This window comes from Nitrospina sp. P1_D6 (genome assembly GCF_052156615.1).
GTDB lineage: Bacteria > Nitrospinota > Nitrospinia > Nitrospinales > Nitrospinaceae > Nitrospina.
On record NZ_JBQKUN010000001.1, the window covers coordinates 288,779 to 313,140 of the forward strand.

Here is a 24,362-nt window from a genome sequence, read left to right on the forward strand (position 1 = left end):
TGGCGTTCGATCGATATTCAGCGGCCGCCCTTTAAATTGCTTGGGAATGTTACGGGGTGGCCTGAACCCAGACTTCGCCTTTGGAAGTGGTTTCGCGTTTCCAGATGGGCGTGGTTCGCTTGAGTTCGGCAATCGCCCACTCGCAGGCTTTGAACGTTTCCTGACGGTGTTCGCCGCAGGCGATGATGAGCACGATGTTTTCACCGATGTCGATGTGCCCGATGCGGTGGATGATGCTCATGTCAATGATGCCGAAATCCTTTATAGCTTTCTCGCGGATTTCCTCCAGCTTTTTTTCCGCCATCTGGGGGTAATGCTCGAAATTGAGTTCGGTGATGTTTTCGCCCTTGTTCAACTCCCGGCCCGTGCCCAGAAAGGTGGTGATGCCGCCGATGTTGCGCGACGACTTCTTCATCATTTCGATTTCTTCATGGATGTTGAAGTCTTCTTTCTGAATGCGGACTTTGGATTCCGTTGCCGTGCTCATGAAATGTTCCTCACCAAAAGATCAAAGGCCGCCGGAGAAGGGCGGAAGGAGCGCGATTTCGTCACCGTCCTTCACAACCGTATCCAGAGGCACCACGTCGTAGTTGATAGAGATCATGATTTTTTTCTGACGCACCATTTCGCCGATCTGCGGCAGGGATTTGCCGATCATGTGCGTGAGACCTTCGAGAGTGACTTCTCCCTCCAGCTCGAACCGGTCTTCCTCCTTGCCCGCCATCTGCCGGAGATTGGCGAAATACTTGACGGTCACCATGCTTTACGCCTCCGAAACCTGTTCGCGGGTGAAGGTGCCGGACTTGCCGCCGGCCTTGTAGGTCAACCCGATTTCATTGAAAAACATGTCGCGGTCCACTGCCTTGCACATGTCGTAGATGGTGAGCGCCGCCATGGAGACGGCGGTCAATGCTTCCATCTCCACTCCGGTTTTGCCGGTGACTTTCACCGTCGCCGTGATGTGGATGGAGCACAGGCCGCTGGCGTCCGGTTCCGGCTGTTCCTTGAACTGGATGTCCACCCCGTTCAGCATGAGCGGGTGGCACATGGGGATGACGTCGGAAGTCTTTTTCGCTCCCTGGATGCCTGCCACCTGCGCCACAGCCAGCACGTCGCCTTTTTTGATCTGCCCTTCCTGGATGAGCCGCAGGGTCTCCGGCTGCATGAATACCGTTCCCTGGGCGGTGGCGACCCGCTGGGTGACCTGTTTTTCGGAAACGTCCACCATGCGGGCGCGGCCTTCTTCGTTGAAATGCGTCAGCGGATTGCTCATGATATGTATCTTACAATAAAACCCATTGAACTTTAACCAGTCACGCCGGTTTTTTTTCTTCCGGAGGCTCGTACAGACCGATCCGGTTGCCATCCGGATCGAGGAACGTCGCCAGTTTTCCGTAGGGGTATTCCTCGATATCGTGGGCAAACGCAACCCCCTTGTTTTTCAATACCTCCACCACCAGTTCGATGGGCCGGGCTTCCAGGTGCACCCTGGCCCCGGCCTTCGCTTCGGGGTCCCACCGATCCACGCGTCGAAGCGCCAGGCGCTGGCCGTTGAGGTCGAATTCCGCCCAGTCGTTCTCTTTGAACATCAGTTTCATGCCGAGCACGTTCTGATAAAATGCGACGGCCCGGTCGAGGTCCAGAGTGCCGTAGTGGACGAAGGCAATTTTCAGAGTCAGGGGATGGTCCAAAGCGGATCTCTCAAAAGGGGAACAGAGTGGGGTTTCTGTCTACCATATAGTAGGAGTCCTGAGTATGAGATTCAATGGTCTTGTCAAATCAAGTTGGCCGTTGAGTTCCTGGTTGTGGATTCTGGGTCTCACGTTGATGGTCGTCGAACCGGAACCTGCCTGGTGTGTGGAAAAACAGTGTGTGGTCCTTTTGCATGGCATTGCCCGTACCAGTGCGTCCATGGCCCCGCTGGCCGAATTCCTTGAGGAAGATGGTTATTTCACAATCAATATCGATTACCCGTCCACCGACCATTCCATCGACGAACTGGTGGAACGTGTGCATGAAAAATTGTACGCCTCATCCTGGGTGCCGGGATGCACCACGCACTATGTGGGATACTCGATGGGGGCATTGATTGCGCGGGGACTCATCCACAAACATCGTCCGGAAAAGATGGGGCGCGTGGTGCTGTTGGCGCCGCCCAATCGGGGCAGTGAGGTGGCCGATTTCTGGAAGAACAATTTCCTGTACGAATGGCTGTACGGTCCTGCGGGCCAGGAATTGGGCACGCAGAAAAATGCATATCGCGACCGCTTCGGAGAAGTTGATTTCGAGGTCGGAGTGATCGCAGGAGACCGTTCGATCGACCCGCTGTCTTCAGCCATCATCCCGGGACCGGACGACGGCAAGGTGGCGATTCCGCGCACCCGGCTTCCCGGCATGAAGGACCACATTGTGGTTCATGCCACGCACACCTTCATCATGAAAAATGAAGAGGTGATGAAGCAGACCCTGTTTTTTCTCAAGCACGGCGCTTTTATGCAAGAGAAATGAGTATGAGTCATAAAACCCGGGTGGGCATTCTGCTTGCTATGACGGTCCTCAGCGTGCTGGCGGTATTTTCGTTTCCGCCGGTGGGGCAGGACCCGGACTATCACAGCTTCGCCGATACGTATTCGCTTCTGGGCATTCCCAATTTCGGGAATGTTGTTTCCAACCTGGCATTCGTTGTGGTGGGGCTGATGGGTCTGGTGGTGTTGAGGAAAGTGTCCCAAAGGCCCGGTAGTTTTTATTTGCCGCAGGAAAAATGGATATTTTTTATCGCGTTCACTGGCACGATCCTCATTGGCTTCGGCTCCATGTACTATCACTGGTCCCCCGGGGACTCCACTCTGCTGTGGGACCGGCTGCCGATGACCGTGGTGTTCATGTCGGTGTTTGCCGGGGTGCTTGCCGACCGGCTGGGCCCGCGGGTGGGGCTGGCGGCGCTGGGTCCGCTGGTGTTTGTCGGTCTTGCGTCGGTGCTGTACTGGGACCACACGGAAACGCTGGGGCAGGGCGATCTGCGTCTTTACGTGCTGGTGCAGTTTCTGCCGATGATTCTCATTCCCCTGTTATTTTTACTGTTTCCGCCACGCTACGGCGGTTCGGTGGCGTTTGTGAAAATCCTGGCGTGGTATGTGGTGGCGAAGGTCTTCGAACACTTTGATATGTGGATCTACAGCGGTACGGCGGGGATAATGAGCGGCCATACCATGAAACACCTCCTGGCGGGGGCAGCGTTGTTTTTTCTGATCCCCTACCTGCAGGAAAGAAGGCGGGTGGAAGGAGCGGGGACCTGACGGCGTTTTCACGCCCCGTGATTGCTGTTTACCAGTTCCTGCGTTTTGACGTAATCGATCTTGCCCGTTGCCAGCAGGGGGACTTCATCGACCACCATGATCTTCTTCGGGATGCTGAGCTCCCCCAGCCCGTTGGCTTTGACGTGCTGGACGATGGCGTCGCGGGCGGCGTCTTTGTTCGTGGTCACCAGCACCATCTGCTCGCCTTTTTTCTCATCCGGAAGCGTCACCACGGCATGACTGTGGTCCGGCCACAGGTTGGAGAGGTACGATTCCACGGCGGTCAGCGAAATCATCTCACCGCCGATCTTGGCGAAACGCTTGGCGCGGCCCTTGATGGTGATGAAGCCTTCTTCATCGATCTCGACGATGTCGCCGGTGTCGTACCAGCGGTCTTCCGGCGGTTCCAGCACGCCCGGGTTGGTGTGGCGCAGGTAGCCCGCCATGATGTTGGGTCCGGTGACCCACAACCGACCGCCTTCCTCGATGCCGGGAATGGTTTCCAGTTTGTGTTCGATCGCGGGCAGGAAGCATCCGACGCTGCCCGGCTTGTTGAGCATGGGTGTGTTGAGTGACAGGATGGGGGCGGTTTCGGTGGCGCCGTAGCCTTCGAAGATGCGGATGCCGAATTTCTCCGCCCACAATTTCCGTGTTTCTTCCTTTAGTTTTTCCGCTCCGGCGAACATGTAACGCAGGTTGTAGAAGTCGTAAGGGTGCCCGTAGTGCGCGTACCCGGCGAGGAACGTGTCGGTGCCGAACATGATGGTGGCGTTGGTGTCGTAGATGAGCTCGGGTATCTGCCGGTAGTGCAGGGGCGACGGGTAAAAGAAAATTTTGAGTCCGCATAGCGCCGGCAGAAGCGTGCCGCCGGTGAGGCCGAAGGAATGAAACACCGGAAGCGAGTTGAATACGATGTCGGTGGGACCGAGATCGATGCGCGCATTCAGTTGATTGACGTTGGAGACGATGTTGGCATGAGTCAGCACCACGCCCTTGGGCACGCCTTCGGAACCGGAAGTGAACAGAACCACGCAGGGGTTGTCCGGGTCCGTCTCTCCCATGCACGCTTTACGGTAGGCGCGTTCCGGGAACAGGCTGGACAGCACGCCGCGCAATTTGGCGAACTGCCCGATTTCTTTCCTCAGGTCCTCCAGATAAATAATGTTTATTTTCGCGTTTTCCAGCGCGTCGGTGACGTCGTGCAGTTTTCCCTTCTCGATGAACAGGCGCGATGTGTAAACCGTTTTGATCTTCGCGGCGTCGCAGGAGGCGAGCATGTTCTTGGTGCCGACAGAGAAATTGAGCATCGCCGGGATGCGGCCGAAAGCCTGCAAACCGAAAAACGTGACCAGCGCGCCGTTGGCGTTGGGAAGCAGCACGCCGACGTATTCTTTCGGCTGGGTGCCTTTGGCGATGTGCCTGCCGAGAATGAAACAACGCAGGATCAGCTGACGGTAGTTGATGGGTTTGCGTTCGATGTCCTCCGCCACCGCATGCCCTCCGCCGTGGGCACGGCATGCCTCCAGCAGGGCTTCGAACAGGGTTTTCCGTGAATCACTGCTTTCGAACAGCATGTTCGACATCAGCCGGTACAACTGGCTGGCGGCGAGTTTGCGGCGTTTGCGGCCTTTCACCTCATCCGGAACATGGAAAGTACGCGGTTCCAGGAAGGTGAGGGTGATTTTGGGAAACCAGCGCATCGGCACCTTGCCTCGCATGCGCGAGAACGGCGTGTGCTGCGCGCCATCAATTCGTACAGGCAAAACCGGCGCGCCGGATTTGTCGGCGATCATGCCGGGTCCCTCGTAGACCTTCATCAGCGATCCCGTAACCGTGATGCGGCCTTCCGGGAAGATCATCACCCGCGCGCCGTTGCGGATGGCCTCGATGAGTCCGCGGGTGGCAATGGGACTGGTCGGGTCCATGGCAAAGGTGTCCACCAGGGACAGGAACGGCCTCACCATCCAGGACCTTGCAATGTAGGTGTTGATGGCGAAGGTCAGTTTTACCGGAGTGTAGGCGGCGATGAGCGCGGCGTCCAGGAACGACAGGTGGTTGGCGATGATGATGAACTTGCCGTCCGACACTTTTTTGTAATTCTCGAAACCTTTTACTTCCACTTTGTAAAACGTATGAAACAGCCAGATCAGGATCGATTTGACGAGGGCGTCGGGTAGAAGCTGGCAGGTGTAGAGTGCGACGAAGGTATTGAGGATGGCCAGCGTCAAAAACACGCGGGTGACATCGAATCCCATCTTCAGCATGACGGCGGTGCCGACGGCGGAAACCACCATGAACAGGGCGTTCAGCACGTTGTTGCTGGCAATGGTGCGGGAACGGTGGGTGATCTCAGACCGCGATTGAAGGATTGCGTAAAGGGGAACGATGTAGAGCCCGCCACAAAGTGAGATCATGAACATGTCGAACAGGATGCGCCAGCTGGAGAAATGAGTGAGGAACGCTCCGGCGCCGATCAACTCCGTTTCGGTTGAGATGAACGTGCTCTGACTGGCGAAGTACAGGTCGATGATGAACACCGTCATGCCCAGCATGCCGAGCGGCACGTAGGTGGCGACGATCTCGCCTTTCAGCAGGCGGTTGCAGAACAGGGAGCCGACGCCGATGCCGACCGAGAACACGGTGAGGAACAGGGTCACCAGTTCCTCGTTGCCGCCGATGATGTCCTTGCCGTACGTGGGGAACTGGGCGAGGAAGGTGGCGCCGATCAGCCAGAACCAGGAGATGCCCAGAATCGACAGGAACACGTCACGGTTTCCATAGGAATAAAGGACGATGTTCCAGGTTTCCCTGAAAAAATTATAATCGACCTTGAGCTTGGGTGCGGCGGCCTGACGTTTTGGTATATAGAGGCTGCCGACGAAGCCGACGGTGGCCAGCAGGAAGACGAGTCCGGTGACCATCCACACCCCGCCGTCACGCAGGATCAACAAACCGCCGACGATGGTGCCGACAAGGATGGAGACGAAGGTGCCGGCCTCGATCAGTGCGTTGCCGCCTATCAGTTCGTCCTCAACCAGCAGTTCCGGCAGGATTCCGTATTTGATGGGTCCGAAGAACGCCGACTGGGTGCCCATGAGAAACAGGATGGTCAGGAGCAGGTTGACGCTTTCTATGTAGAACCCGTAGCCCGCGCCGATCATGAGGAGTATTTCGACAAACTTGATCACCCGGACCAGCCGCGATTTCTCGTATTTGTCGGCGAGTTGGCCGGCTGTGGCCGAAAACAGGAAGAAGGGGAGAATGAAGATACCCGCGGCGGCGGTGATCATCAACTGCGCGTTCAGTCCGGCCTTTTCCGCGGCGACGTAAGTAATGAGGATGACCAGCGCGTTCTTGAACAGGTTGTCGTTGAAGGCGCCGAGGAACTGGGTGACAAACAGGGGCAGAAACCGCCGGGACCAGAGAAGATTGAGTTGGTTTTTAAGCATCCGGTTCAGGAGTCAGGAGTTTTGGGGGATGGGTTGACAACAAAATCTCCACATTCAAAAGCGGCATATTGTATCATTATACCTTTTCGAATTTTCGTACAGATTTGAAATTAATTCCTTTACCCGTTCAATGCCTCCCTTTTTAGAGAGAACTCCTTGGCCTCCACCAGCATAGGACTGATCCTGCTATCCTGCCTGTTTCATGCATTGTGGAACATTCTGACGCAGACCAGTAAAAATTCCAATTACCTGTCCGGGCTGAAAGGGGTGGTCATTATGGTGGGCGCGCTCCTGTTTCTCGCCACCTCCGGCTCCACCACGGTTCCCGATGAGTTGTGGGTGTGGATCGTTGCGTCCGGCGTGTTGCACGGGGTTTATATTCTCAGCCTGTCGAAGGCCTACCAGACACAGGACATTTCGTATGTCTATCCCATTGCCCGCTCCGCACCGGTGTTCGTGCCGGTGTTTGCGTGGTTCCTGTTGGCGGAACGATTGAGTTTCTCCGCCATGACGGCGATCGTGCTTATCCTGCTGGCCATCTATATCCTGCATTTCGACGGTCACCTGATCCGGGGATTCCGTAACCTGTGGGACGCCGTTCTGCACAAAGACATGCGCTGGGCATTCATCACGCTGGGTCTGGTGGTTGCGTACAGCCTGGTGGACAAACGCGGCATGGAACTGTTCATTGCCGCCCGGCCGGACCACGCAATGCTAAACGGATTCGTGTTTTTCTTTATGGAGGCGTTGATCGGTTTCACTCTCTGCAACCTGTATCTGTTCTCGGTCCATTCTCCACGAGAGATCGTCTCGGTATGGAAAGCCGAGTGGGGGCGGGGACTGGTGGCCGCCGTGGCGACGGTGGGCTCCTACGGCCTGATCTGTGTTGTGCTTCAGTTTGAAGATGTCAGCCAGGTGGTCGCGGTACGCCAGGTCAGTGTTCTGATGGTGGTTCTTTGGGGCGTTTTGAAATTGAAAGAATCCTTCGGACCGCAACGTATTCTCGCCGGGCTGCTGGTGGTATTTGGAGTGGGCTTGATGGGGTGGGATCCTTGACCCGGGTCCTTAGATTAAAAAGATTTAATCCCACCGCCGCTTTTCGGTTTGTTAAGATAAAAGCGTCGAACGATTTTGTTCTTCCCGTTTGATTACAAACGGATTCTTTCCCCCAACGGGTTCTCCGGAGGTGTTTTGTGATGATGCAACGTGTCAAAATCCTTTTTGGAATTTTGATGTCTCTGCTCGTTTTTCTTTCCACCGTTTCCGCGTTTGCAGGAATGGACAACCGGGTGACCAAAACCCTGGTGTTGAAAAACAACCTTGAAGTGCTGTTGATGAGCGACCCGGATGTGGATCGGAGTGCGGCGGCGCTTTCCATCGGGGTGGGACACCTCTACGACCCGAAGGACAAGCAGGGTCTTGCGCATTATCTGGAGCACATGCTGTTTCTGGGTACGGAAAAATACCCGGAGGTGGGGTCTTTCAAGGATTTTCTGACCGCGCATTCCGGCGGAAGCAACGCGTACACCGGCGATAACATCACCAATTACTTTTTCCAGGTCAGCCACGACGGATTTTCCGAAGCGCTTGACCGTTTCGCCGATTTTTTCAGGGCCCCCCTGTTCGACAAGACTTACGCCGAGCGCGAAGTGCAGGCGGTGAACAACGAGTTTGAAAAGAACAAATTGCAGGATGGCTGGCGGGCCAGCCACCTGACAAACCAGATCGCGAAGGAAGGCCACCCGATGAGGCACTTCGGCATCGGCAATGCGGAGACCCTCGCCGGGGACAATCGACCGGCTCTCCTGGAATTTCATAAAAAATACTATGCCGCGCGCATCATGCGTCTGGCCGTGCTTTCCAAGCTCACCCTGGTGGAGCAGGAACGCCTGATCAGGAAACTTTTCTCGGACATTCCGGATCATCCGGTGACCCTGCCGGAGGTCCCGGCGGATTACCGTCCTCCCCTGGACGGCAAATACCGCCTTTTGAAAATCAAAACCATCAAGGACATCCGTTCTCTCAGCCTGGAGTTTCCGACGATCAACCTGGCCGAGCATAAAGAAAGCAAACCCGCTTCCATCGTGGCCACGGTGATCGGGCACGAGGGGGAAGGCTCGCTGCTTTCGAAATTGAAGAAGGAAGGGCTGGCCCTGGGGCTGTCGGCGGGTGGCGGGTACTCGCATCCCAACCTGTCGAGCTTTGGCATCAGCGTTTCCCTGACGCCGAAAGGGCTGGTGCAATACGAGCGGGTCCTGGAATTGGTGTTCTCCTACATAGAGATGCTCAAAAAGACCGGGTTCGAAAAATACACGTTCGATGAAACGCAGGCGATGGCGGAGATCGACTTCGAATGGAAGAGTCCGCAGGAAGGCATGGGATTCATGGCGGGCAAGGCGGCACTCATGCAGGACTATAAACTGGAAGAAGTGGAGGAATTGCCGCACCTCTTCAAGAAACACGATCCGGATGCCTACCGGGCTGTGTTGAATACATTGACACCCGAAAACATGCTGGTGGTGCTCAAAAGCCAGGACGTGGAAACCGGCAAGGTTGAAAAGTATTTCGGTACGGAATACGCATTGACCGAGGTCGCGGGTGAAAGATATGACCGACTGGTGCATCCTCCTGAACCGAAGGGGATGAGTTACCCGGAGAAAAACGATTTCGTTCCCTACAATCTGGAGATGGTGGAGGAAACCCCGTCCCTCGTTCGCGATGACGAGTTCGCCAAGGTGTGGTTCCAGTACGATCACAAATTCAAACAGCCTAAAGTTTATATCCGCTACAAAATCGAAACGCCGTACGTGTACGACTCGGTGGAAAACCTGGCGTTGTCAAAATTGTACAATCTCGCCATCCACGAAGGGTTGAACGAACTGACATATCCCATCAGCCTGGCAGGATTGGTTTACAGCCTGGATATAGAAAAGTCCGGAATGGTGCTTTCGGTGGGCGGGTACACGGAGCGTATCAACGACTTGATCAAGCTGGTTGCGAAAAACATGAAGACCATCAAGATCAGCAAACAGAAATTCGAAAACATCAAGGAAGCGGTTTTGCGGGATCTCCGCAACCGTCAGCTGGGCCAGGCTTACATGCGGGCCTCGTATTTCCATCGCCAGTTGTGGCAGTTAAAGCAATACACGGAAGAGGAAATGCTGGCGGCAATGGAGTCGGTGACCCTGGAAGATGTGCGTGCCTATTCTAAGAAACTGTATGAGCGGGTGTATGTGACGGGCATGATTCACGGCAACTGGACCGAGAATTATGTCAAAAGCAGTGTGAACATTTTGCTTGCGGAATTGTCCGGTCTGCCGTTGCCGGAAGACCAGCGTTATGAGGAAGAAGTGGCTGTGCTTCGGCCGGGGGAAACGGTGCGCTTCTCCAAACAGGTTCAGGACAACAACAACGCACTTTATTACACCCTGCAGGTCGGGGAACGCGACATGAAACGACAGGCCAAGCTGTCGCTGGTGGCGTCTATCGTGGAAAGCGACTTTTACACACAGATGCGGACCAACCAGCAATTGGGATACATTGTCTGGAGTTTCGATAACCGGCTGGAGGAACGGCTCTTCTTTAAGATGATCATACAGTCATCCAACTACAGCCCGTTTGAATTGCAGAAACGTGTTGAAGAGTGGATGAAAAAGGCCGACGGCCTTCTCGATAACCTTTCCGACGAGGAATTCGAAAGGCACCGCAAAAGCATGATCGTGTCTTTACAGAAGAAAGGGGACAGCATCAGTGCGGTGGCGAATGATCTGTATTACTTTGCCACGGAAGAGGATGGGGATTTTCTCTTCAAGGAAAAACTGCTGCAAGCGGTCAAGGGGTTGAGCAAGTCGGAAGTGGTGGAGGCGGGCAAGACCCTGTTTGGAAACCCGCGCATCGCCCGGTCGATCATCCTGGTGCGGTCGAGCGACAACACGGAATCCGTTCCCGACGATGTGCTGACCACCATCGATCAGATCAAGAACCGCCAGGCTACGCCGGTCAGCGTGATTTCGCAGTAATCGGCAACCGGAAAAATCCAAAAAAGAAAAACCCCCTTCCGATCCAAAAGGCCGGAAGGGGGTTTTTGTTTGATTCAACGGGTCAGGCGAATTTCAACTCATCATCCAGTTTCGGTTCGGGTGCGGTGGGGGTGACCGAATCCTTCACATACTGCTGGGTGTTTTTGGCGTTGAGCTTGTCGAACAGGAAATGGAATTTTTCTTCCAGTTCGTCGCCGATCTTCGTCTTGATGTCTTCCGAAAGGTTCCAGAACCGTTCCTTGTAGGGGTTGCCGAAACCCTTTTTACGCGTCTTGTAAATGAACTGTTCGTCGGTCCAGTTCGATTTCTTTTCCTCGGCAAACTGCTTCCGCAGGTATTCATAGATTTCCTGTTTCAGGTCCTGCGGAAAGTGCGCGCTGTCGTAGATCATGTTCTGGAAGTTGGTGGCTAGGTGGATCTCCGCGGTTTCCAGTTCCGGAAATTTGTGAAACATTTCTGCCGGGAGGGTGGAGGCGCCGTGCTGAACCGCTCCCGCCAGATGATAATCTTCCCGCGCGATCCGCGAAAGATTCTCCAGGGTCTCGAAATCCAGCTGCACATCTGCGACTGAGCCATCGGCCAGGGGCACACCCCCGTGCTCGGTTCCGGTCTGGATGGAGATTTTACTGATGGTCTTGTAATTCGGGTTGGCTTTCGCCAGATTTTCGTTGAAGTTGTCCATGTAGGCGCGGAGTTCGTTTTCGTTGCTGTTCTCCTTGCCGACTTCGCCGATTTCCCCGCCCACGGACACCGTCACCCCTTCAGGCTCCAGATCACGAATGAACTTGGTGAGTTCTACCCCAACTTCAAAATTGAGGCGTTGCTGCTCCTTCACATCCTCCGGTTCCAAGGTCACCAGGGTCGAGGTATCGATGTCGATGTTGTAAAAGCCGGCCAAAAGGGCTTCTTCGATCAGGCACTTGAGGCCGTTGATCTCCTTGTTGGGATTTTCATGGTATTTCTGGGCGTTCACCTGAAAATGATCACCCTGGATGAAAACCGGGCCCTGGTATTTTTCACGGATGGCGGCCGCCAGGACCACGGAGGCGTACTCGTGGGGCCGCTGGTGGGTGTAGCCAATTTCAGATTTGGCGATTTCAAAGATGAAAGCTCCCGAGTTGCAAGCCTGGGCAGTACGGAAAATGGCCCGGCAGGTTTCGTAGGTCAAACCCCGGATGTTGATGGCGGGAACCGTGTAACCTTTGTTTTTCCCGGCACCCCGGGCTTCGTACAGTCCCTGAATGGAGGCGGGTACGATTTCGAGCTGGCGGGCCAGGCTTTTAATGGCGAACCGGGACAGGGCTTTCAACTCCGGATTGGGGTTGAGTACGGCATTGTGAACCAGACGGTCGAGGCATTGGCCCCGCAACCGGTCATCGTTTTCCAGATGAATGAGGCCATTGTTGACAGAGGCTGCTCCCTGCATGTGGTGGACAAGATCCTCTTTGGTGGAAAACAGCATCGAATTTTCCTCCTGCACACCTCGCGCCTGCGGGTCGGGTCCCGGAACGCGGGTAATCGTTTGAAAAGTGGTCAGTTAGGGCGGTTCCAAATGAGGGGAATCTGGGTGGCATCACCGGTCATTCTACCGGTGTCGTAACCATCGGTGGCCAGCGATCACACCACACCCCGGTCGATTTTCCGATTATATACCATATCCCTTTGCCTTTGCAGAACGAAAAATTGGAACTTGGCCGGGATTCAGGGGTTTCTTCTGCGTCGTGGAGGGGTAAAATAGAAATTAAAGCCGGGAGAAAGATCAGGATTTCGGCTACCCTAAAACAAGGTGATTTCCGACCCCCCTTTGAAACTCCTCCAATGCCTCCGGAGCTTTTAAAAACATTGGGGTTTTTCAGTTGACAGTCCCTGTTTTTTTGTTAGAATTTGCACTAATTTTTGATCCGCGCTGTGCAGGTATGACTCGCATTGGTTGGGACTCTAAGCCAAGACAGAATAAGTCCTTATCTATATAAATTTCCGTAGCCAAATTTGCCACACAGGTAATTTCAGGGAGAAAAGAACCCCATGTTTAAAAATATCTACGTTCCGGTCGACAATTCCGACTATTCGAACGAATGTATCGACCTGGCGCTGGAATTCGCCAAGGATACCGATGCCACCATCATCTCCAGCCATGTTTATGCGGCGAAGATGCATGACGTCCGTTTCCGCCAGATGGAAAGCGGCCTGCCGGAAGAATATCAGGATGAGCAGGAGCTTGAAAAGCAGCGGGCGATCCATGACCAGTTGATTACCAAGGGTATGGAGGTCATCACGGATTCTTATCTCGATGTGCCTAAATTCAAGTCCAAGGCTCGCAATATTCCGTTCATTGGCAAGTCTCTGGAAGGCCGTAACTGGATCGAGCTGGTGCGTGACATCAAGGAATCCAAGTATGACCTGGTTATCATGGGAGCTCTGGGGTTGGGCGCCATCAAGGACAGCCAGATCGGAACGGTGGCTGAGCGCGTGATCCGGCGGGTCAATACCGACACCCTGATCGTGAAAAACGTGCCTGCAATTCATGGCGAGAAGCCGTCGAGCGGCAAGATCGTCGTTGCGGTGGACGGCAGTGGCCATGCTTTCGGTGGATTGAAAACGGGCATCGATCTGGCCAAAAAGACCGGCCGCCCGCTGGAAGTCATTTCGACCTTCGATCCGTACTTCCACTACGCCATGTTCAACAGCCTCACCGGCGTTCTCTCCAAAGACGCCGCCAAGGTGTTCAAATTCGAGCAGCAGGAAAAACTTCACGAAGACATCATCGACAAGGGACTGGCCAAAATTTATCAGTCGCATCTCGAGGTTTCCCGCAAGATTGTAGAGGACGAAGGTCTGGAATGCACCGCCCGTCTGCTGGACGGCAAGGTGTTCGAGAAAGTTCTCCAGTATGCCCGCGAAGAGAATCCCTGGATGCTCATCCTGGGCCGCATCGGCGTTCACAGCTCCGAGGACATGGATATCGGCGGAAACACTGAAAACCTCCTGCGCCTTGTTCCGTGTAACGTCCTGCTCTCCAGCAAGGTGTACAAGCCGCCGGTGGACATGCAGGCGGAGGAAAGCATCGAGTGGACCGCCGAGGCAAAAGAGCGCCTCAAGAAAATCCCGGGCTTCGTTCGCCCGATGGCCACCGCCGCGATTCTCCGTTACGCCCTCGAGCGGGGTCACAGCATGATCACCTCCAGCGTCATTACTGAAGCGTGTGAAACCATCCTCCCCGCCGGCGCCATGCAGGCGATGTACAACATCGGCGACCAGATGCGCGACAAAATGGCTCGGGGTGAGGATCCGCTGGAAGGCATGATTGAAGACCGTCAGCGCGACCTCGAAAAGAAATACGCGGAAGAGGTCGCCAAGGTCCAGGCTGAAGAAGACGCACAGGTTGATGAGACCAAGACCCTCAAGTGTTCCAGTTGCTCGACTTACCTGGGTGTCGGTACCGTAAAGTGCAGCGTCTGCGGTGCTGAAGGCAGCGCCCTGGTCCCGGTGGATATGTCCGGTTTCAAGGCAGATGAGGAAGAGCAGAACGAGTCCACCACGGTGACCACTTTCGATTCCACGCAGGTTACATGGACGAAGGAAGCGCAGGATCTGGTGGAAACGTTTCCGCAGGGTCATGTGCGCCGCCGGGCTCATGCGCGCATCGAGAAAAACGCGCGCATCCAGAAAGTCGACACGATCACCAGGGCATTTGCTGAAAAAATCCTCAACGAGAAAGCCGACGGTCGGAAAGAAGCCGCCGTTGCCGACGCGCCCGCCAACGGGAAAAACGGGAATGGCAATGGAAGCGGAAATGGCAACGGTAACCTTAAAACCTATGGTGACCACCATCCGTTTGAAGGCAAAAACTTTTCCAAGGGTACGGTCGATCCCAGCCGGTTTGTCTGGACCGAAGAGGCCATCCAGCGGATCGAACAGGTTCCGCAGGGCTTCATGCGCGAAAACACCCGCGAACGGGTTCTTGACTACGCCAATCATTTCAACCTGACTGAGATTGATCTTGAAACCTGCCAGAAAGGCATCGAAGAGTCTATCAAGGTCATGACCGAGATGATCAACAGCGGGGCGACTCTGGATGACTTTCTGCCGCAAAAGAAATAGAAACTGAAATTCTCAGGTTTTATTTCGAAAGGCGTTGCACCGAGTTGCAATCGTTGAATCCACGCAGACAAAGCCCCTGTCCGTTGATGACACGTCAACGGCCAGGGGTTTTTTTATGATCCCGGTAAAAGGAACTTTCCTTCCTCCATCCTCCTGATCATGGAAAAGGTAAATATTTACAAGCGACTGGCTCACTACCTCACTCCCTACAAGGGCAAAGTGATATTGACTTTGCTGACGTCCATCTGCGTCGGTGCGCTGTCAACCTCACCGGTCCCCCTTGTTCAGCAGACATTCGACAGAATCTTTGTCGAAAAAGATTACTTCATGCTGAAGATGTTGCCGCTGATCGTCATCGCCCTCTATGTCGCGAAAGGTGGACTGCGCTACCTGCAAAGTGTCATCATTTACCAGATCGGTTGGGAACTGGTGGCGCGCATACGACAGGAAATGTTTGAACACGTTCACAGGTTGCCCTATGGTTTTTTTGAAAAAGACACCACAGGGCAATTGATGTCGCGGCTGGTCAACGATGTCAATGCCATGTTGCTGTCGCTCACCAAGTACATCAAGGACACGATCCAAAACGTGGTCATGTTCTTCGGCCTGTTGTTCTGGGTTTTCTGGTTGAAGTGGGACTGGGCTTTGATTGCAATCTTTATCATTCCCATTGCCATACTTCCCACGGCCACCGTGGCAAGAAAGCTTAGAAAACTGGGGAGGCGAGGGCAGGAACTGCTGGCGGATATCAACTCCACCATGCTTGAATCAATTTCCGGCATCAAGGTCGTGAGGGCATTCGGACTGGAGGACCAGGAAAACAAGAAACTCAACAAGCACAACGAGGATTTCCTGGAAATCATGAAAAAGGATGTGCGCTATACCGAGTTCACATCGCCAATGATGGAGGTGCTGGCGGTACTGGGCGGCGCCGCGGTGCTTTGGCTCGGAGGACTCCAGGTGCTGGAAGGGGAAATCACCCAGGGCGCGTTCTTCGCGTTCGTGCTTGGTATGTTCATGATGTACGATCCCATGCGTATCCTGTTCAAAACCTACACCGATTCGCAAAAGGCAGTGGCCGCAGCCGAACGTGTCTTTTCCGTGCTGGACACGGAGGAAGAAAAGGCCAAAGACGGGACCATCGAGCTTAAGGAATTTACGGATCGCATCGAGTACCGCAATGTTGGATTCAAGTATCCGACCCGGGACACGATGGTATTGAAGGATATCAACCTGACGGTGAAAAAGTCCGAGGTGCTCGCCATTGTCGGAATGAGCGGTGCGGGTAAGACCACGCTGGTGGATCTGCTGTTTAAATTTTTCGCTGTGACCAAGGGCGAAATCCTGATTGACGGCGTCAATATCAACGACATCACCGCCCACTCCCTCCGTCGCAACCTGGCCTTGGTGACGCAGGAAACGTTTCTGTTTAACGACACCATCTGGGCGAATATCGGGTACGGAAACCCGGAAGCAACGCGGGAGGACATTGTCCGTGCTGCACAGGCCGCGCATGTGGACACCTACGTGCAGGCTTTGGATGACGGCTACGACACCATCATCGGAGAACGTGGATTGAAGCTTTCCGGGGGACAACGCCAGCGCATCGCCATTGCGCGCGCCATTGTGCGCAACGCCCCGATCCTGGTTCTGGACGAAGCGACTTCGGCGCTTGATTCCGAATCGGAAAAACTGGTGCAGGACGCACTCAACAACTTGATGGAACACCGCACCACGTTCGTCATCGCCCATCGCTTCTCAACCATCAAACACGCCGACCGAATCATCGTCCTCGAACACGGTGAGATGGTGGGGCAGGGAAACCACGAACAGCTTCTGGAACAATGTCCGCAGTACCAGAAATATTACGAGATGCAGATCATCGGATCCGCATGAAGGGGTGAGTTATGCGATTTGAAAACGTTTGCATCGAGTCGATCGGGTACCACCTGCCGGAAAACATCGTGCGTTCCGACGAACTGGAACACCGCCTGCAACCGCTTTATGACCGGTTCAAGTTGAACGTCGGGCGGCTGGAGCTGATGAGCGGCATCCGGGAAAGGCGATTCTGGGACAAGGGAACGTTTCCCAGCGCCGTCGCCTCCAGGGCTGGGGAGGATGCACTCGCACGCACGCCTTTCGACCGGAAGGAAATCGACGCCCTCATTTGTGGCTCGGTGAGCCGGGACTTTCTGGAACCCGCAACAGCTTCCGTCGTGCACCACAACCTCAAACTGAATCCCGATTCCATTTTCTACGACGTGTCGAACGCATGCCTCGGTGTGTTGAATGGCATGGTGCAGGTAGCGAACATGATCGACCGCGGACAAATCCGGGCCGGATTGATCGTCTCCGGGGAAAACGGCGGTCCGCTTGTCGACCACACCATCGAGACATTGCTGGCCGACCCCAACCCCACACGCAGCAAGATCAAAACCGCCTTCGCGTCGCTCACCATCGGGTCCGCCGCCGTCGCCGTTCTTCTCGCTCACAAGGACCTGGCGACCACCGGGCACCGCCTGACCGGGGGTGCTTACCGGTCGGCGACGCAGTTCAATCACCTCTGCCAGGGCAATCAGGATTCCGGCATGGGAGGCGATGCGGCTCCGCTCATGCAGACCGATTCTGAAACGCTCATGCGGGAAGGATGCGAACTGGCCCGCGAAACGTGGGAGGTGTTTAAAGGCAATCTCGGATGGACCAATGACAATGTGGATCGCATCTTCTGTCACCAGGTCGGTCATCTCCACCGCAAGCTCCTTTACGAAACACTTTCACTGGATCTGGAAAAGGACTTTTCAACCCTTGAATTCCTTGGCAACACCGGATCGGCGGCCCTGCCTGTGACCCTGGCTTTGGGAATTGAAGAGAAGGTGATCCAACCCGGGAATAAAATCGGTCTTCTTGGAATCGGCAGTGGATTGAGTTGCGTCATGCTGGGGGCGGAATGGTGACGGAAGTCTCCATCGATGGATTCCAAAGAATTTATCCCTTCGAGTCGCATTACCTGGACCTGAACGGTCTTCGATATCATTATCTGGACGAAGGGCAGGGCGAGGTCCTGCTCATGCTTCACGGTAATCCCACCTGGTCGTTTTATTATCGAAACCTGGTTCGTGCCTTACGCAGTCAATACCGTTGTGTGGTGCCCGACCACATGGGTTGCGGTCTGTCCGACAAACCTCAGGATTACAATTACACATTGAACCAGCACATCGATAATGTGGAGCGGCTGGTGGAGCACCTGCAACTCGATAACATCACGCTGGTTCTGCATGACTGGGGCGGGGCGATCGGGATGGGCCTGGCGGTGCGCCACCCCGATAAAATCAAACGCCTGGTCGTGTTCAACACCGCCGCCTTTCTGGCGGACCGCATTCCCTTCAGCATCAATTTGTGCCGAAAGCCCTTCATTGGAGAGGTTGCCATACTGCAATGGAACCTTTTCGCCAGGATGGGGCTGGTTTGGGCATCCAGGCAACGCCACCGATTAACCCCCGAAGTGAGGAAAGGCTACCTGGCTCCCTACAACAGTCCGGAGAATCGGATTGCCAACCTCCGGTTTGTTCACGACATCCCAATGGACCCTTCCGTCCCGAGTTATTCCGTGGTGGAACACATTGAATCAAGGCTGGGTTATTTTCGGGATCGTCCGGTGTTGATTGTGTGGGGAATGAAGGATTTTTGCTTTAATGAATACTTTCTGGACCGGTGGAAAGGCTACTTTCCGAATGCCGAAGTTCATGAAGTGGAAGAGGCGGGGCACTATATTGTGGAAGATGCTTATGAAGACATCATTCCGTGGATGCTCAATTTTTTCAAAAGGAACGAGGCATAAAGGGGGTAAAGCCACCTAATTTAGGGTAATGCAAATGAAAAAAGTTTGACCCAGTTTCAGGGTACAGGGCCTATATTCAGAATAGAAGGAGGGCCCTCTATGGACACCTTTACCCGTAGTGAACTGGCCAAAATGGTGGGTGTGAATAAGGAAACCCTTCGCTACTATGAGACCCGCAATCTGATCGATCCGCCCCTGCGGTCGCGATCCGGTTACCGTTTATACAGTAACGAAGACGCCCGTCGTATCCTGTTTATCAAAAACGCCCAGAAGCTCGGTTTTTCATTGGATGAAATCCACGAAATTCTGAACTTGCAGGCTACGCGTAAAAATCCCCGCCAGAATGCTGTTGAGAAAGCCCAGACCAAAAGAAAAATCATCGATAAGCGGATTGAGAAACTAAACCATTTGCGGAAAGCGATTGATCGAATGATAGAAGCGAGTGGAACGGATCCGTCGCAGGTCCCCCTTTCTATTCTTGCCTATCTCGAGGAAGGAACGTTTTTCTCCGAAGATTTATGAAAATTGAATTACTGCATTTTGAAAACTGCCCCAACTCCCAACCCGCGTTGGAGCTTTTGCAGGATGTCATGCGCCAGGAGGGGGTGGACATTCCCATCCAGTCGATTGCCGTACAAACGCTGGATGATGCCGAGAAACACCGGTTCCCCGGGTCACCGACTATCCGGATAGACGGTCTGGATGTAGAGGGGGAGGTTGGTTATCCGTTCGGACTTGGATGCCGCATTTATTTGGTCGATGGCAATACCCATTACTGGCCGCCCCGCCAATGGATAGAAGAAGCCATTCGTAAAAGAAGGGAATCCCTGTAAGCAGGGCAAGAAGAAATTTGATTTAGAAATAAAAAACGGCGTCCCGGTTTGGGACGCCGTTTCTATTTGGAACTCTGTGAGGCTCAGTAGCGGTAATGATCCGGCTTGTACGGACCCTCTACCGGGATGCCCAGGTAGTCGGCCTGCTTCTGCGTCAGCCGGGTCATTTTGACTCCCAGTTTTTCGAGGTGCAGACGCGCCACTTCCTCATCCAGATGCTTGGGCAGGGTGTAAACGCCCAGCTCGTACTTCTTCTGGTACAGCTCGATCTGCGCCAGCACCTGGTTGGTGAAGGAGGCGGACATGACGAATGAAGGATGACCCGTCGCACAGCCCAGGTTCACAAGCCGTCCCTCGGCAAGCAGGATGATGCAGTGCCCGTCCGGGAAGGTGTACTTGTCCACCTGCGGCTTGATCTCTTCCTTCTTGATGCCTTTGTAGTTGTTCAACTCATCCACCTGGATTTCACAGTCGAAGTGACCGATGTTGCACACGATTGCCGTGTCCTTCATCTTTTCCATGTGGTCGATGCGGATGATGTCTTCACAACCCGTGGTGGTGATGTAGATGTCCGCTTCCGACAGGGACTCTTCCACCGTGGTCACCTCATAACCTTCCATCGCCGCCTGCAGGGCGCAGATGGGGTCGATTTCCGTTACCAGCACGCGGGCGCCGTAAGCGCGCATGGACTGCGCACAGCCTTTGCCGACATCGCCGTATCCGGCAACCACAACCACCTTGCCTGCCACCATCACATCGGTGGCGCGCTTGATGCCGTCCGCCAGGGACTCGCGGCAACCGTACAGGTTGTCGAACTTGGATTTGGTGACGGAGTCATTAACGTTGATTGCCGGCGATTTCAGCGTGCCGTCTTTCAGCATTTTGTACAGCTTGTGAACGCCGGTCGTCGTCTCCTCGGAGATGCCCTTGATATTCGGCAGCATTTCCGGATGTTTTTCGTGAACGTAACCCGTCAGGTCGCCGCCATCATCGAGGATCATGTTGGGACCTTCGTCGAACAGCAGGGTCTGGGCGGTGCACCACCAGTATTCCTCCTCCGTCTCCCCCTTCCATGCGAAAACGGGAATGCCGGCCTTGGCGATAGCCGCGGCGGCGTGGTCCTGCGTGGAGAAAATATTACAGGAGGCCCAACGGATCTCAGCCCCCAGCTCGACCAGCGTTTCAATCAGAACCGCCGTCTGAATGGTCATGTGCAGGGACCCTGCAATCCGAGCTCCTTTCAGGGGTTTGTCTTTGCCGTACTTCTCGCGGAGGGCCATCAATCCCGGCATTTCTTTTTCGGCGAGAATGATTTCGCGCCGACCCCAATCCGCCAGGGAGAGGTCTTTCACTTTATAGTTTTCCGCGTCAACCACTGTGGAACTCATGTATAACTCCTTGATAGTTTATGAATAGTTTTAAAAGGACTTAAAATCGAAATCGTGATAAACGGCGTCGTGCCGTGAATACGGGGTGCACCGAAGCTCGTAAAAAGCTGATTTGTAGGTATTCAGAAGAAATGCGGTGCGTCAATAGGTGCCATATTGTAACAAAACGAACAGGCGAGATCAAATCGTCACAGGAAAAATCCGATGACCATCACCAAAACGATCATTTATCCGTTCGAACCGGGCACGCCGTACAAGGATTTGAAAGCCTATGCGGAGGTGACGCTGGAAGGTGTGCTGACCATAAAGGGTATTCAGGTTTACAGGAAAGCGAACGGCGCGATGTACATCCGCCTGCCCAGCCAGTTGGGAAAGAATGGCGAGCACAAGGACCTCGTCGTCGCCGAAACCCCTGACTTCCAAAAACAACTTCGCGACACCATCGTCACGGTTTATAAGGAAGAGATGGGGGAGGGATAAAAGCTGTAAAAAAATTATCCCTTTCTAATTCGTGGAAATCTTCACGGTTTTGTATAAAAAGTTTTTGAAGCTCATGAACTTCTTGCTTTCCTCCGAGTCGGTGCGGAAGCGGTCCGTGCACACACCCAGCTTCACCGCCAGCCCCGGCAGGTTGGTCTGATACTTCGTCTTCGCCGTCTCGATCACCGTCTTCACCGTATCGCGCGTCATCTGCTTGGTCTTGAACGGCTCGTAGATGTGCGTCCAGAAGTTGCCGCGCTCGGCTTCGATCTCCTCCAGAAGGTTCGTCACGTGGCCCACGGGAGCCGCATCGAACGTCGCCGTCTCCACCATATTCTCCTGGTCCGCCGCGGAGAGGTGGTCGCGGGTGATGACGCCGCTTTTGTTGAACATGAGCGCGCGCAACAAAATGTTTTTCAACTCGCGCACGTTGCCGCGGTAACTGCGGTGCTTCAAATACTCCAGTGCGTCGGGAGCCAGCATCGGTGGCGGGCCGGTCTGGTCGCCTCCCTTGTACGTCGTGTACAGGCGACCGAGAAAATGCGTCGCCAGGTCCGGAATGTCCTCCCGCCGGTCGTTGAGCGACGGAATCCGGAAGCTGAGCGCATTCAAGCGGTGAAACAAATCCTCGCGGAAACGTCCCGCCTCGATTTCCTTTAAAAGATTTTTGTTGGTGGCGGCGATGAGGAAGATGCGCGAATAGCAGGGCTGGTTCTCACCCAGCCGCACGAACACGCCGGTGTCGAGAAAACGCAGCAACTGCACCTGGGTTTTGGGATCGATGTCGCCGATCTCGTCCAGGAACACGATGCCACCGTTGGCTTCTTCCAGGATACCCTGCCGGTTGGAGTCGGCGCTGGTGAACGCGCCTTTCTTGTGGCCGAACAGTTCGCTGTAGGTCAGTTCCCCACTGTAGGCGGCGATGTTGGTTTTCCGGAGAGGCAGTTCGAAATCCGGGCGTTTTTTCTGCCGGAACGTCTCCGACACACGCGAATAAATGTTGTTGAAGAAGAATTCCTTGCCCGCCCCGGTTTCGCCTGTGATCAACAGCGACGGCAGGCCCATGAAGGCTTCCGTCTGAGGCGAGCGTTCCCAGTTCAGCATGCGGTTGCAGATGGAGTCCACCACCACGTCGATCTGCTTGACCAGTGTGTGTATTTTTTTGCTGCGTCCGATGACGTTGCCGAGGTAATACGACGACACGTTCGGGTCGCGGTATTCGATCTCGTGTTTGAGCACGGTCATGTCCTTACGCAACGCCTCCATCTGTAACAGGTGGTTCACCTTCTGGCTGATGAGGCTGGCGATGATCTGCAGGATCTTTTTGTGCTCATCTGTGAAGTAGTTGAGGCGGAAGCTGTCCTGGTTGAGCACGCCCAGCACCTGGTTCTGGTAAATGATCGGCACCGCGAGTTCCGACCGGATATCCGGCGAAAGGTTTTTGTAAAATCCCTGCGTGTGCTTGTGGTTGTTGACGTCGTTGACCAGTACCGGACGCGCCGTGTGAGCGCAATACCCGTTCATCGACCTCTGGTCGCCGGGCAGGTCGTTGCCCCCGACGGGAAGCGGCAGGATTTTGTTCTTCTTCCAGCCGCGCGATTTCGCACCCATCAGGTCGCCGTCCTCATCTTCCACCAGCAACCAGGGTTTGCCGTCGATCACCTGCAGGATGGCGATGGTGCCGCAGTCCGCGCCGATCAGCTCCGACGTCTTGGCCAGGATGCTGTCGAGGAATCCCTGCAGGGAGGTGTCGGTGTCCGACAGCAGTTCCTCGATCTCGCTCAGCACCTGGATTTCGATATGCGTCGGGCTTTCTTCCAGGATGATGGTCTCCACCATCGACGCGTGTTCCTGCAGAAGGTTTTTCTCGAACGGTGTGAACTCGTAGGGTTCTCCTGTGTAGTAGTTGACCGCACAGATGAAGCGTCCGGTTTTCTTGTCGTACTTCGGCACCTGGTAGAGCGACACCAGGTTGATCTCGCTTGCGATCTCCTTGCGCGGGAACTGTTCCTCCATCACGTTGGCGTGATACACCGAGCCCTGGTTGGGATCGTTCATCACCAGGCCTTTTTTGTCCTTGTATTTCACGATGCGGTTGATGAGGTGGCGGCCTTCCAGCACGTGGATCTGGTCGCGGGTGTTGTATATGTCCGCGTGCTCGATGTTTTTGGAATAGACCGCGAGGATTTCGACGATGTCCGCGGTTTTCGAGCCGCGCGTTTTTAAATTCTGTTCCGTTGCCGGCACCAGCACCGAAGCGAGCGTGAGTTTTTCGATCAGGTTGACGGCGGAACGCATCATCATCCACGCGCCTTCCTTTTTGCGCGCCGTGTCGAGGTATTTGGAAAACGAGATGTTCTGGTGAAACCGCTTGGCGCGCTCCACCACCGCGCTGTTTTCGGTGATGAATGAGCTGATCTGCTCGATCTGCTTCTCGGTTAAAAACTCACCTTCCTTGTTCCAGTCGAGGTTGATGGTGCCGATGGGCCGCATCTGGTAGGTGATGGGGAACACCGCCGTGGCCTGGATGCCGGAAAGCGATTCGTAGGGATTGCGGAAGTTGGCGACACCCCCCGGATGCGTCCAGGACGCCACCACGGCGTTTTCATAAAACGATTTGGAAGTGATGGATTCCTTGGGCGAGATGTACTTGGTGATGCGATGGCGGTCCGGGTGGCTTTCGTTTGAGACGTAATGGCAGATCAGCATGCCCTCGTACAGGTCTTCCAGATATACGCGTACCGAGTCGCATTGAAAGGCGCTTTTCAGGCCTCCAGCCATGACGTGCAGGATGTCGGACAGGTTTTCCTTCTGGAAACCCTTGAGCCGGGTGGTGAAGGCGTTCAAATTCTGGGACATAAATAGACGTTCCAAATGAGTAATAAATTTACACACATTATACATAAAGCCGGGGAGGGCTGAAACGTCAGGATTTTC

Annotated in this window: 19 protein-coding genes; 11 read left to right on the forward strand and 8 right to left on the reverse strand. The window is 54.6% G+C overall.

Annotation, left to right across the window (positions count from 1 at the left end):
• Positions 1 to 49 precede the first annotated feature (49 nt).
• From ACTRXA_RS01290 to ACTRXA_RS01305, 4 genes are read right to left on the reverse strand one after another with little or no spacing between them, the layout of a single operon-like run.
• Complete coding sequence (locus tag ACTRXA_RS01290; RefSeq protein WP_442425399.1) at positions 50 to 487, reverse strand: molybdenum cofactor biosynthesis protein MoaE; 438 nt, start codon at positions 485 to 487, stop codon at positions 50 to 52.
• 21 nt (positions 488 to 508) lie between these two features.
• Positions 509 to 760, reverse strand: a complete 252-nt coding sequence (locus ACTRXA_RS01295; protein WP_442425400.1) for a MoaD/ThiS family protein — start codon at positions 758 to 760, stop codon at positions 509 to 511.
• 3 nt (positions 761 to 763) lie between these two features.
• Positions 764 to 1,273, reverse strand: a complete 510-nt coding sequence (gene moaC / locus ACTRXA_RS01300; protein ID WP_442425401.1) for a cyclic pyranopterin monophosphate synthase MoaC — start codon at positions 1,271 to 1,273, stop codon at positions 764 to 766.
• A gap of 40 nt (positions 1,274 to 1,313) precedes the next feature.
• Complete coding sequence (locus ACTRXA_RS01305; protein WP_442425402.1) at positions 1,314 to 1,691, reverse strand: VOC family protein; 378 nt, start codon at positions 1,689 to 1,691, stop codon at positions 1,314 to 1,316.
• A 64-nt stretch (positions 1,692 to 1,755) separates the two neighbouring features.
• On the opposite strand from ACTRXA_RS01305, the gene ACTRXA_RS01310 reads away from it, so the two are divergent.
• Complete coding sequence (locus ACTRXA_RS01310) at positions 1,756 to 2,508, forward strand: esterase/lipase family protein (RefSeq protein WP_442425403.1); 753 nt, start codon at positions 1,756 to 1,758, stop codon at positions 2,506 to 2,508.
• A 2-nt stretch (positions 2,509 to 2,510) separates the two neighbouring features.
• Positions 2,511 to 3,296 carry a ceramidase domain-containing protein gene (locus ACTRXA_RS01315; protein WP_442425404.1) on the forward strand — a complete coding sequence of 262 codons (786 nt, stop codon included), beginning with the start codon at positions 2,511 to 2,513 and terminating at the stop codon, positions 3,294 to 3,296.
• An 8-nt stretch (positions 3,297 to 3,304) separates the two neighbouring features.
• On the opposite strand, the gene ACTRXA_RS01320 is transcribed toward ACTRXA_RS01315, so the two are convergent.
• A complete protein-coding gene (locus tag ACTRXA_RS01320) occupies positions 3,305 to 6,745 on the reverse strand; it encodes an acyl-[ACP]--phospholipid O-acyltransferase (RefSeq protein WP_442425405.1) in 3,441 nt (1,146 codons plus the stop codon).
• 156 nt (positions 6,746 to 6,901) lie between these two features.
• On the opposite strand from ACTRXA_RS01320, the gene ACTRXA_RS01325 reads away from it, so the two are divergent.
• Complete coding sequence (locus ACTRXA_RS01325) at positions 6,902 to 7,801, forward strand: EamA family transporter (RefSeq protein ID WP_442425406.1); 900 nt, start codon at positions 6,902 to 6,904, stop codon at positions 7,799 to 7,801.
• A 176-nt stretch (positions 7,802 to 7,977) separates the two neighbouring features.
• On the forward strand, positions 7,978 to 10,764 hold the full coding sequence (locus tag ACTRXA_RS01330; RefSeq protein ID WP_442425407.1) for an insulinase family protein: 2,787 nt from the start codon (positions 7,978 to 7,980) through the stop codon (positions 10,762 to 10,764).
• 82 nt (positions 10,765 to 10,846) lie between these two features.
• On the opposite strand, the gene ACTRXA_RS01335 is transcribed toward ACTRXA_RS01330, so the two are convergent.
• Positions 10,847 to 12,247 (reverse strand): class II fructose-bisphosphate aldolase, encoded by a 1,401-nt coding sequence (locus ACTRXA_RS01335; RefSeq protein WP_442425408.1) that lies wholly within the window; start codon positions 12,245 to 12,247, stop codon positions 10,847 to 10,849.
• A gap of 563 nt (positions 12,248 to 12,810) precedes the next feature.
• Between ACTRXA_RS01335 and ACTRXA_RS01340 the strand changes: the two genes are divergently transcribed.
• The 6 genes from ACTRXA_RS01340 to ACTRXA_RS01365 all read left to right on the forward strand — a co-directional run bounded on the left by ACTRXA_RS01340 (position 12,811) and on the right by ACTRXA_RS01365 (position 19,557).
• Positions 12,811 to 14,886, forward strand: a complete 2,076-nt coding sequence (locus ACTRXA_RS01340) for a universal stress protein (protein ID WP_442425409.1) — start codon at positions 12,811 to 12,813, stop codon at positions 14,884 to 14,886.
• Positions 14,887 to 15,045: 159 nt separating this feature from the next.
• Positions 15,046 to 16,782, forward strand: coding sequence for an ABC transporter ATP-binding protein (locus tag ACTRXA_RS01345; protein ID WP_442425410.1), 1,737 nt, complete (start codon positions 15,046 to 15,048; stop codon positions 16,780 to 16,782).
• 11 nt (positions 16,783 to 16,793) lie between these two features.
• Positions 16,794 to 17,840, forward strand: coding sequence for a 3-oxoacyl-ACP synthase III (locus ACTRXA_RS01350; protein ID WP_442425411.1), 1,047 nt, complete (start codon positions 16,794 to 16,796; stop codon positions 17,838 to 17,840).
• Complete coding sequence (locus tag ACTRXA_RS01355; protein WP_442425412.1) at positions 17,834 to 18,724, forward strand: alpha/beta fold hydrolase; 891 nt, start codon at positions 17,834 to 17,836, stop codon at positions 18,722 to 18,724. Before ACTRXA_RS01350 ends, ACTRXA_RS01355 begins: the two co-directional genes overlap by 7 nt.
• A gap of 99 nt (positions 18,725 to 18,823) precedes the next feature.
• Positions 18,824 to 19,246, forward strand: a complete 423-nt coding sequence (locus ACTRXA_RS01360) for a MerR family transcriptional regulator (RefSeq protein ID WP_442425413.1) — start codon at positions 18,824 to 18,826, stop codon at positions 19,244 to 19,246.
• Positions 19,243 to 19,557 carry a DF family (seleno)protein gene (locus ACTRXA_RS01365; protein WP_442425414.1) on the forward strand — a complete coding sequence of 105 codons (315 nt, stop codon included), beginning with the start codon at positions 19,243 to 19,245 and terminating at the stop codon, positions 19,555 to 19,557. The genes ACTRXA_RS01360 and ACTRXA_RS01365 overlap by 4 nt, the downstream gene beginning before the upstream one ends.
• A gap of 83 nt (positions 19,558 to 19,640) precedes the next feature.
• Here the strand turns inward: ACTRXA_RS01365 and ahcY are convergent, their stop codons facing one another.
• The gene (ahcY, locus tag ACTRXA_RS01370; RefSeq protein ID WP_442425415.1) at positions 19,641 to 20,945 is read right to left on the reverse strand and encodes an adenosylhomocysteinase; all 1,305 of its coding nucleotides are present in this window, start codon (positions 20,943 to 20,945) and stop codon (positions 19,641 to 19,643) included.
• A 204-nt stretch (positions 20,946 to 21,149) separates the two neighbouring features.
• On the opposite strand from ahcY, the gene ACTRXA_RS01375 reads away from it, so the two are divergent.
• Positions 21,150 to 21,425 carry a septation protein SpoVG family protein gene (locus ACTRXA_RS01375; RefSeq protein WP_442425416.1) on the forward strand — a complete coding sequence of 92 codons (276 nt, stop codon included), beginning with the start codon at positions 21,150 to 21,152 and terminating at the stop codon, positions 21,423 to 21,425.
• Positions 21,426 to 21,449: 24 nt separating this feature from the next.
• Here ACTRXA_RS01375 and ACTRXA_RS01380 read toward each other — a convergent pair whose 3' ends face one another.
• Positions 21,450 to 24,284 (reverse strand): sigma 54-interacting transcriptional regulator, encoded by a 2,835-nt coding sequence (locus tag ACTRXA_RS01380; RefSeq protein WP_442425417.1) that lies wholly within the window; start codon positions 24,282 to 24,284, stop codon positions 21,450 to 21,452.
• Between the last annotated feature and the right edge of the window lie 78 nt (positions 24,285 to 24,362).

Coding starts and splice junctions, on each gene's coding strand:
- ACTRXA_RS01290 (WP_442425399.1), bottom strand. CDS start 487: ATGAGCACGGCAACGGAATCCAAAGTCCGCATTCAGAAAGAAGACTTC.
- ACTRXA_RS01295 (WP_442425400.1), bottom strand. CDS start 760: ATGGTGACCGTCAAGTATTTCGCCAATCTCCGGCAGATGGCGGGCAAG.
- moaC (WP_442425401.1), bottom strand. CDS start 1,273: ATGAGCAATCCGCTGACGCATTTCAACGAAGAAGGCCGCGCCCGCATG.
- ACTRXA_RS01310 (WP_442425403.1), top strand. CDS start 1,756: ATGAGATTCAATGGTCTTGTCAAATCAAGTTGGCCGTTGAGTTCCTGG.
- ACTRXA_RS01315 (WP_442425404.1), top strand. CDS start 2,511: ATGAGTCATAAAACCCGGGTGGGCATTCTGCTTGCTATGACGGTCCTC.
- ACTRXA_RS01320 (WP_442425405.1), bottom strand. CDS start 6,745: ATGCTTAAAAACCAACTCAATCTTCTCTGGTCCCGGCGGTTTCTGCCC.
- ACTRXA_RS01330 (WP_442425407.1), top strand. CDS start 7,978: ATGTCTCTGCTCGTTTTTCTTTCCACCGTTTCCGCGTTTGCAGGAATG.
- ACTRXA_RS01335 (WP_442425408.1), bottom strand. CDS start 12,247: ATGCTGTTTTCCACCAAAGAGGATCTTGTCCACCACATGCAGGGAGCA.
- ACTRXA_RS01340 (WP_442425409.1), top strand. CDS start 12,811: ATGTTTAAAAATATCTACGTTCCGGTCGACAATTCCGACTATTCGAAC.
- ACTRXA_RS01345 (WP_442425410.1), top strand. CDS start 15,046: ATGGAAAAGGTAAATATTTACAAGCGACTGGCTCACTACCTCACTCCC.
- ACTRXA_RS01350 (WP_442425411.1), top strand. CDS start 16,794: ATGCGATTTGAAAACGTTTGCATCGAGTCGATCGGGTACCACCTGCCG.
- ACTRXA_RS01355 (WP_442425412.1), top strand. CDS start 17,834: ATGGTGACGGAAGTCTCCATCGATGGATTCCAAAGAATTTATCCCTTC.
- ACTRXA_RS01360 (WP_442425413.1), top strand. CDS start 18,824: ATGGACACCTTTACCCGTAGTGAACTGGCCAAAATGGTGGGTGTGAAT.
- ACTRXA_RS01365 (WP_442425414.1), top strand. CDS start 19,243: ATGAAAATTGAATTACTGCATTTTGAAAACTGCCCCAACTCCCAACCC.
- ahcY (WP_442425415.1), bottom strand. CDS start 20,945: ATGAGTTCCACAGTGGTTGACGCGGAAAACTATAAAGTGAAAGACCTC.
- ACTRXA_RS01375 (WP_442425416.1), top strand. CDS start 21,150: ATGACCATCACCAAAACGATCATTTATCCGTTCGAACCGGGCACGCCG.
- ACTRXA_RS01380 (WP_442425417.1), bottom strand. CDS start 24,284: ATGTCCCAGAATTTGAACGCCTTCACCACCCGGCTCAAGGGTTTCCAG.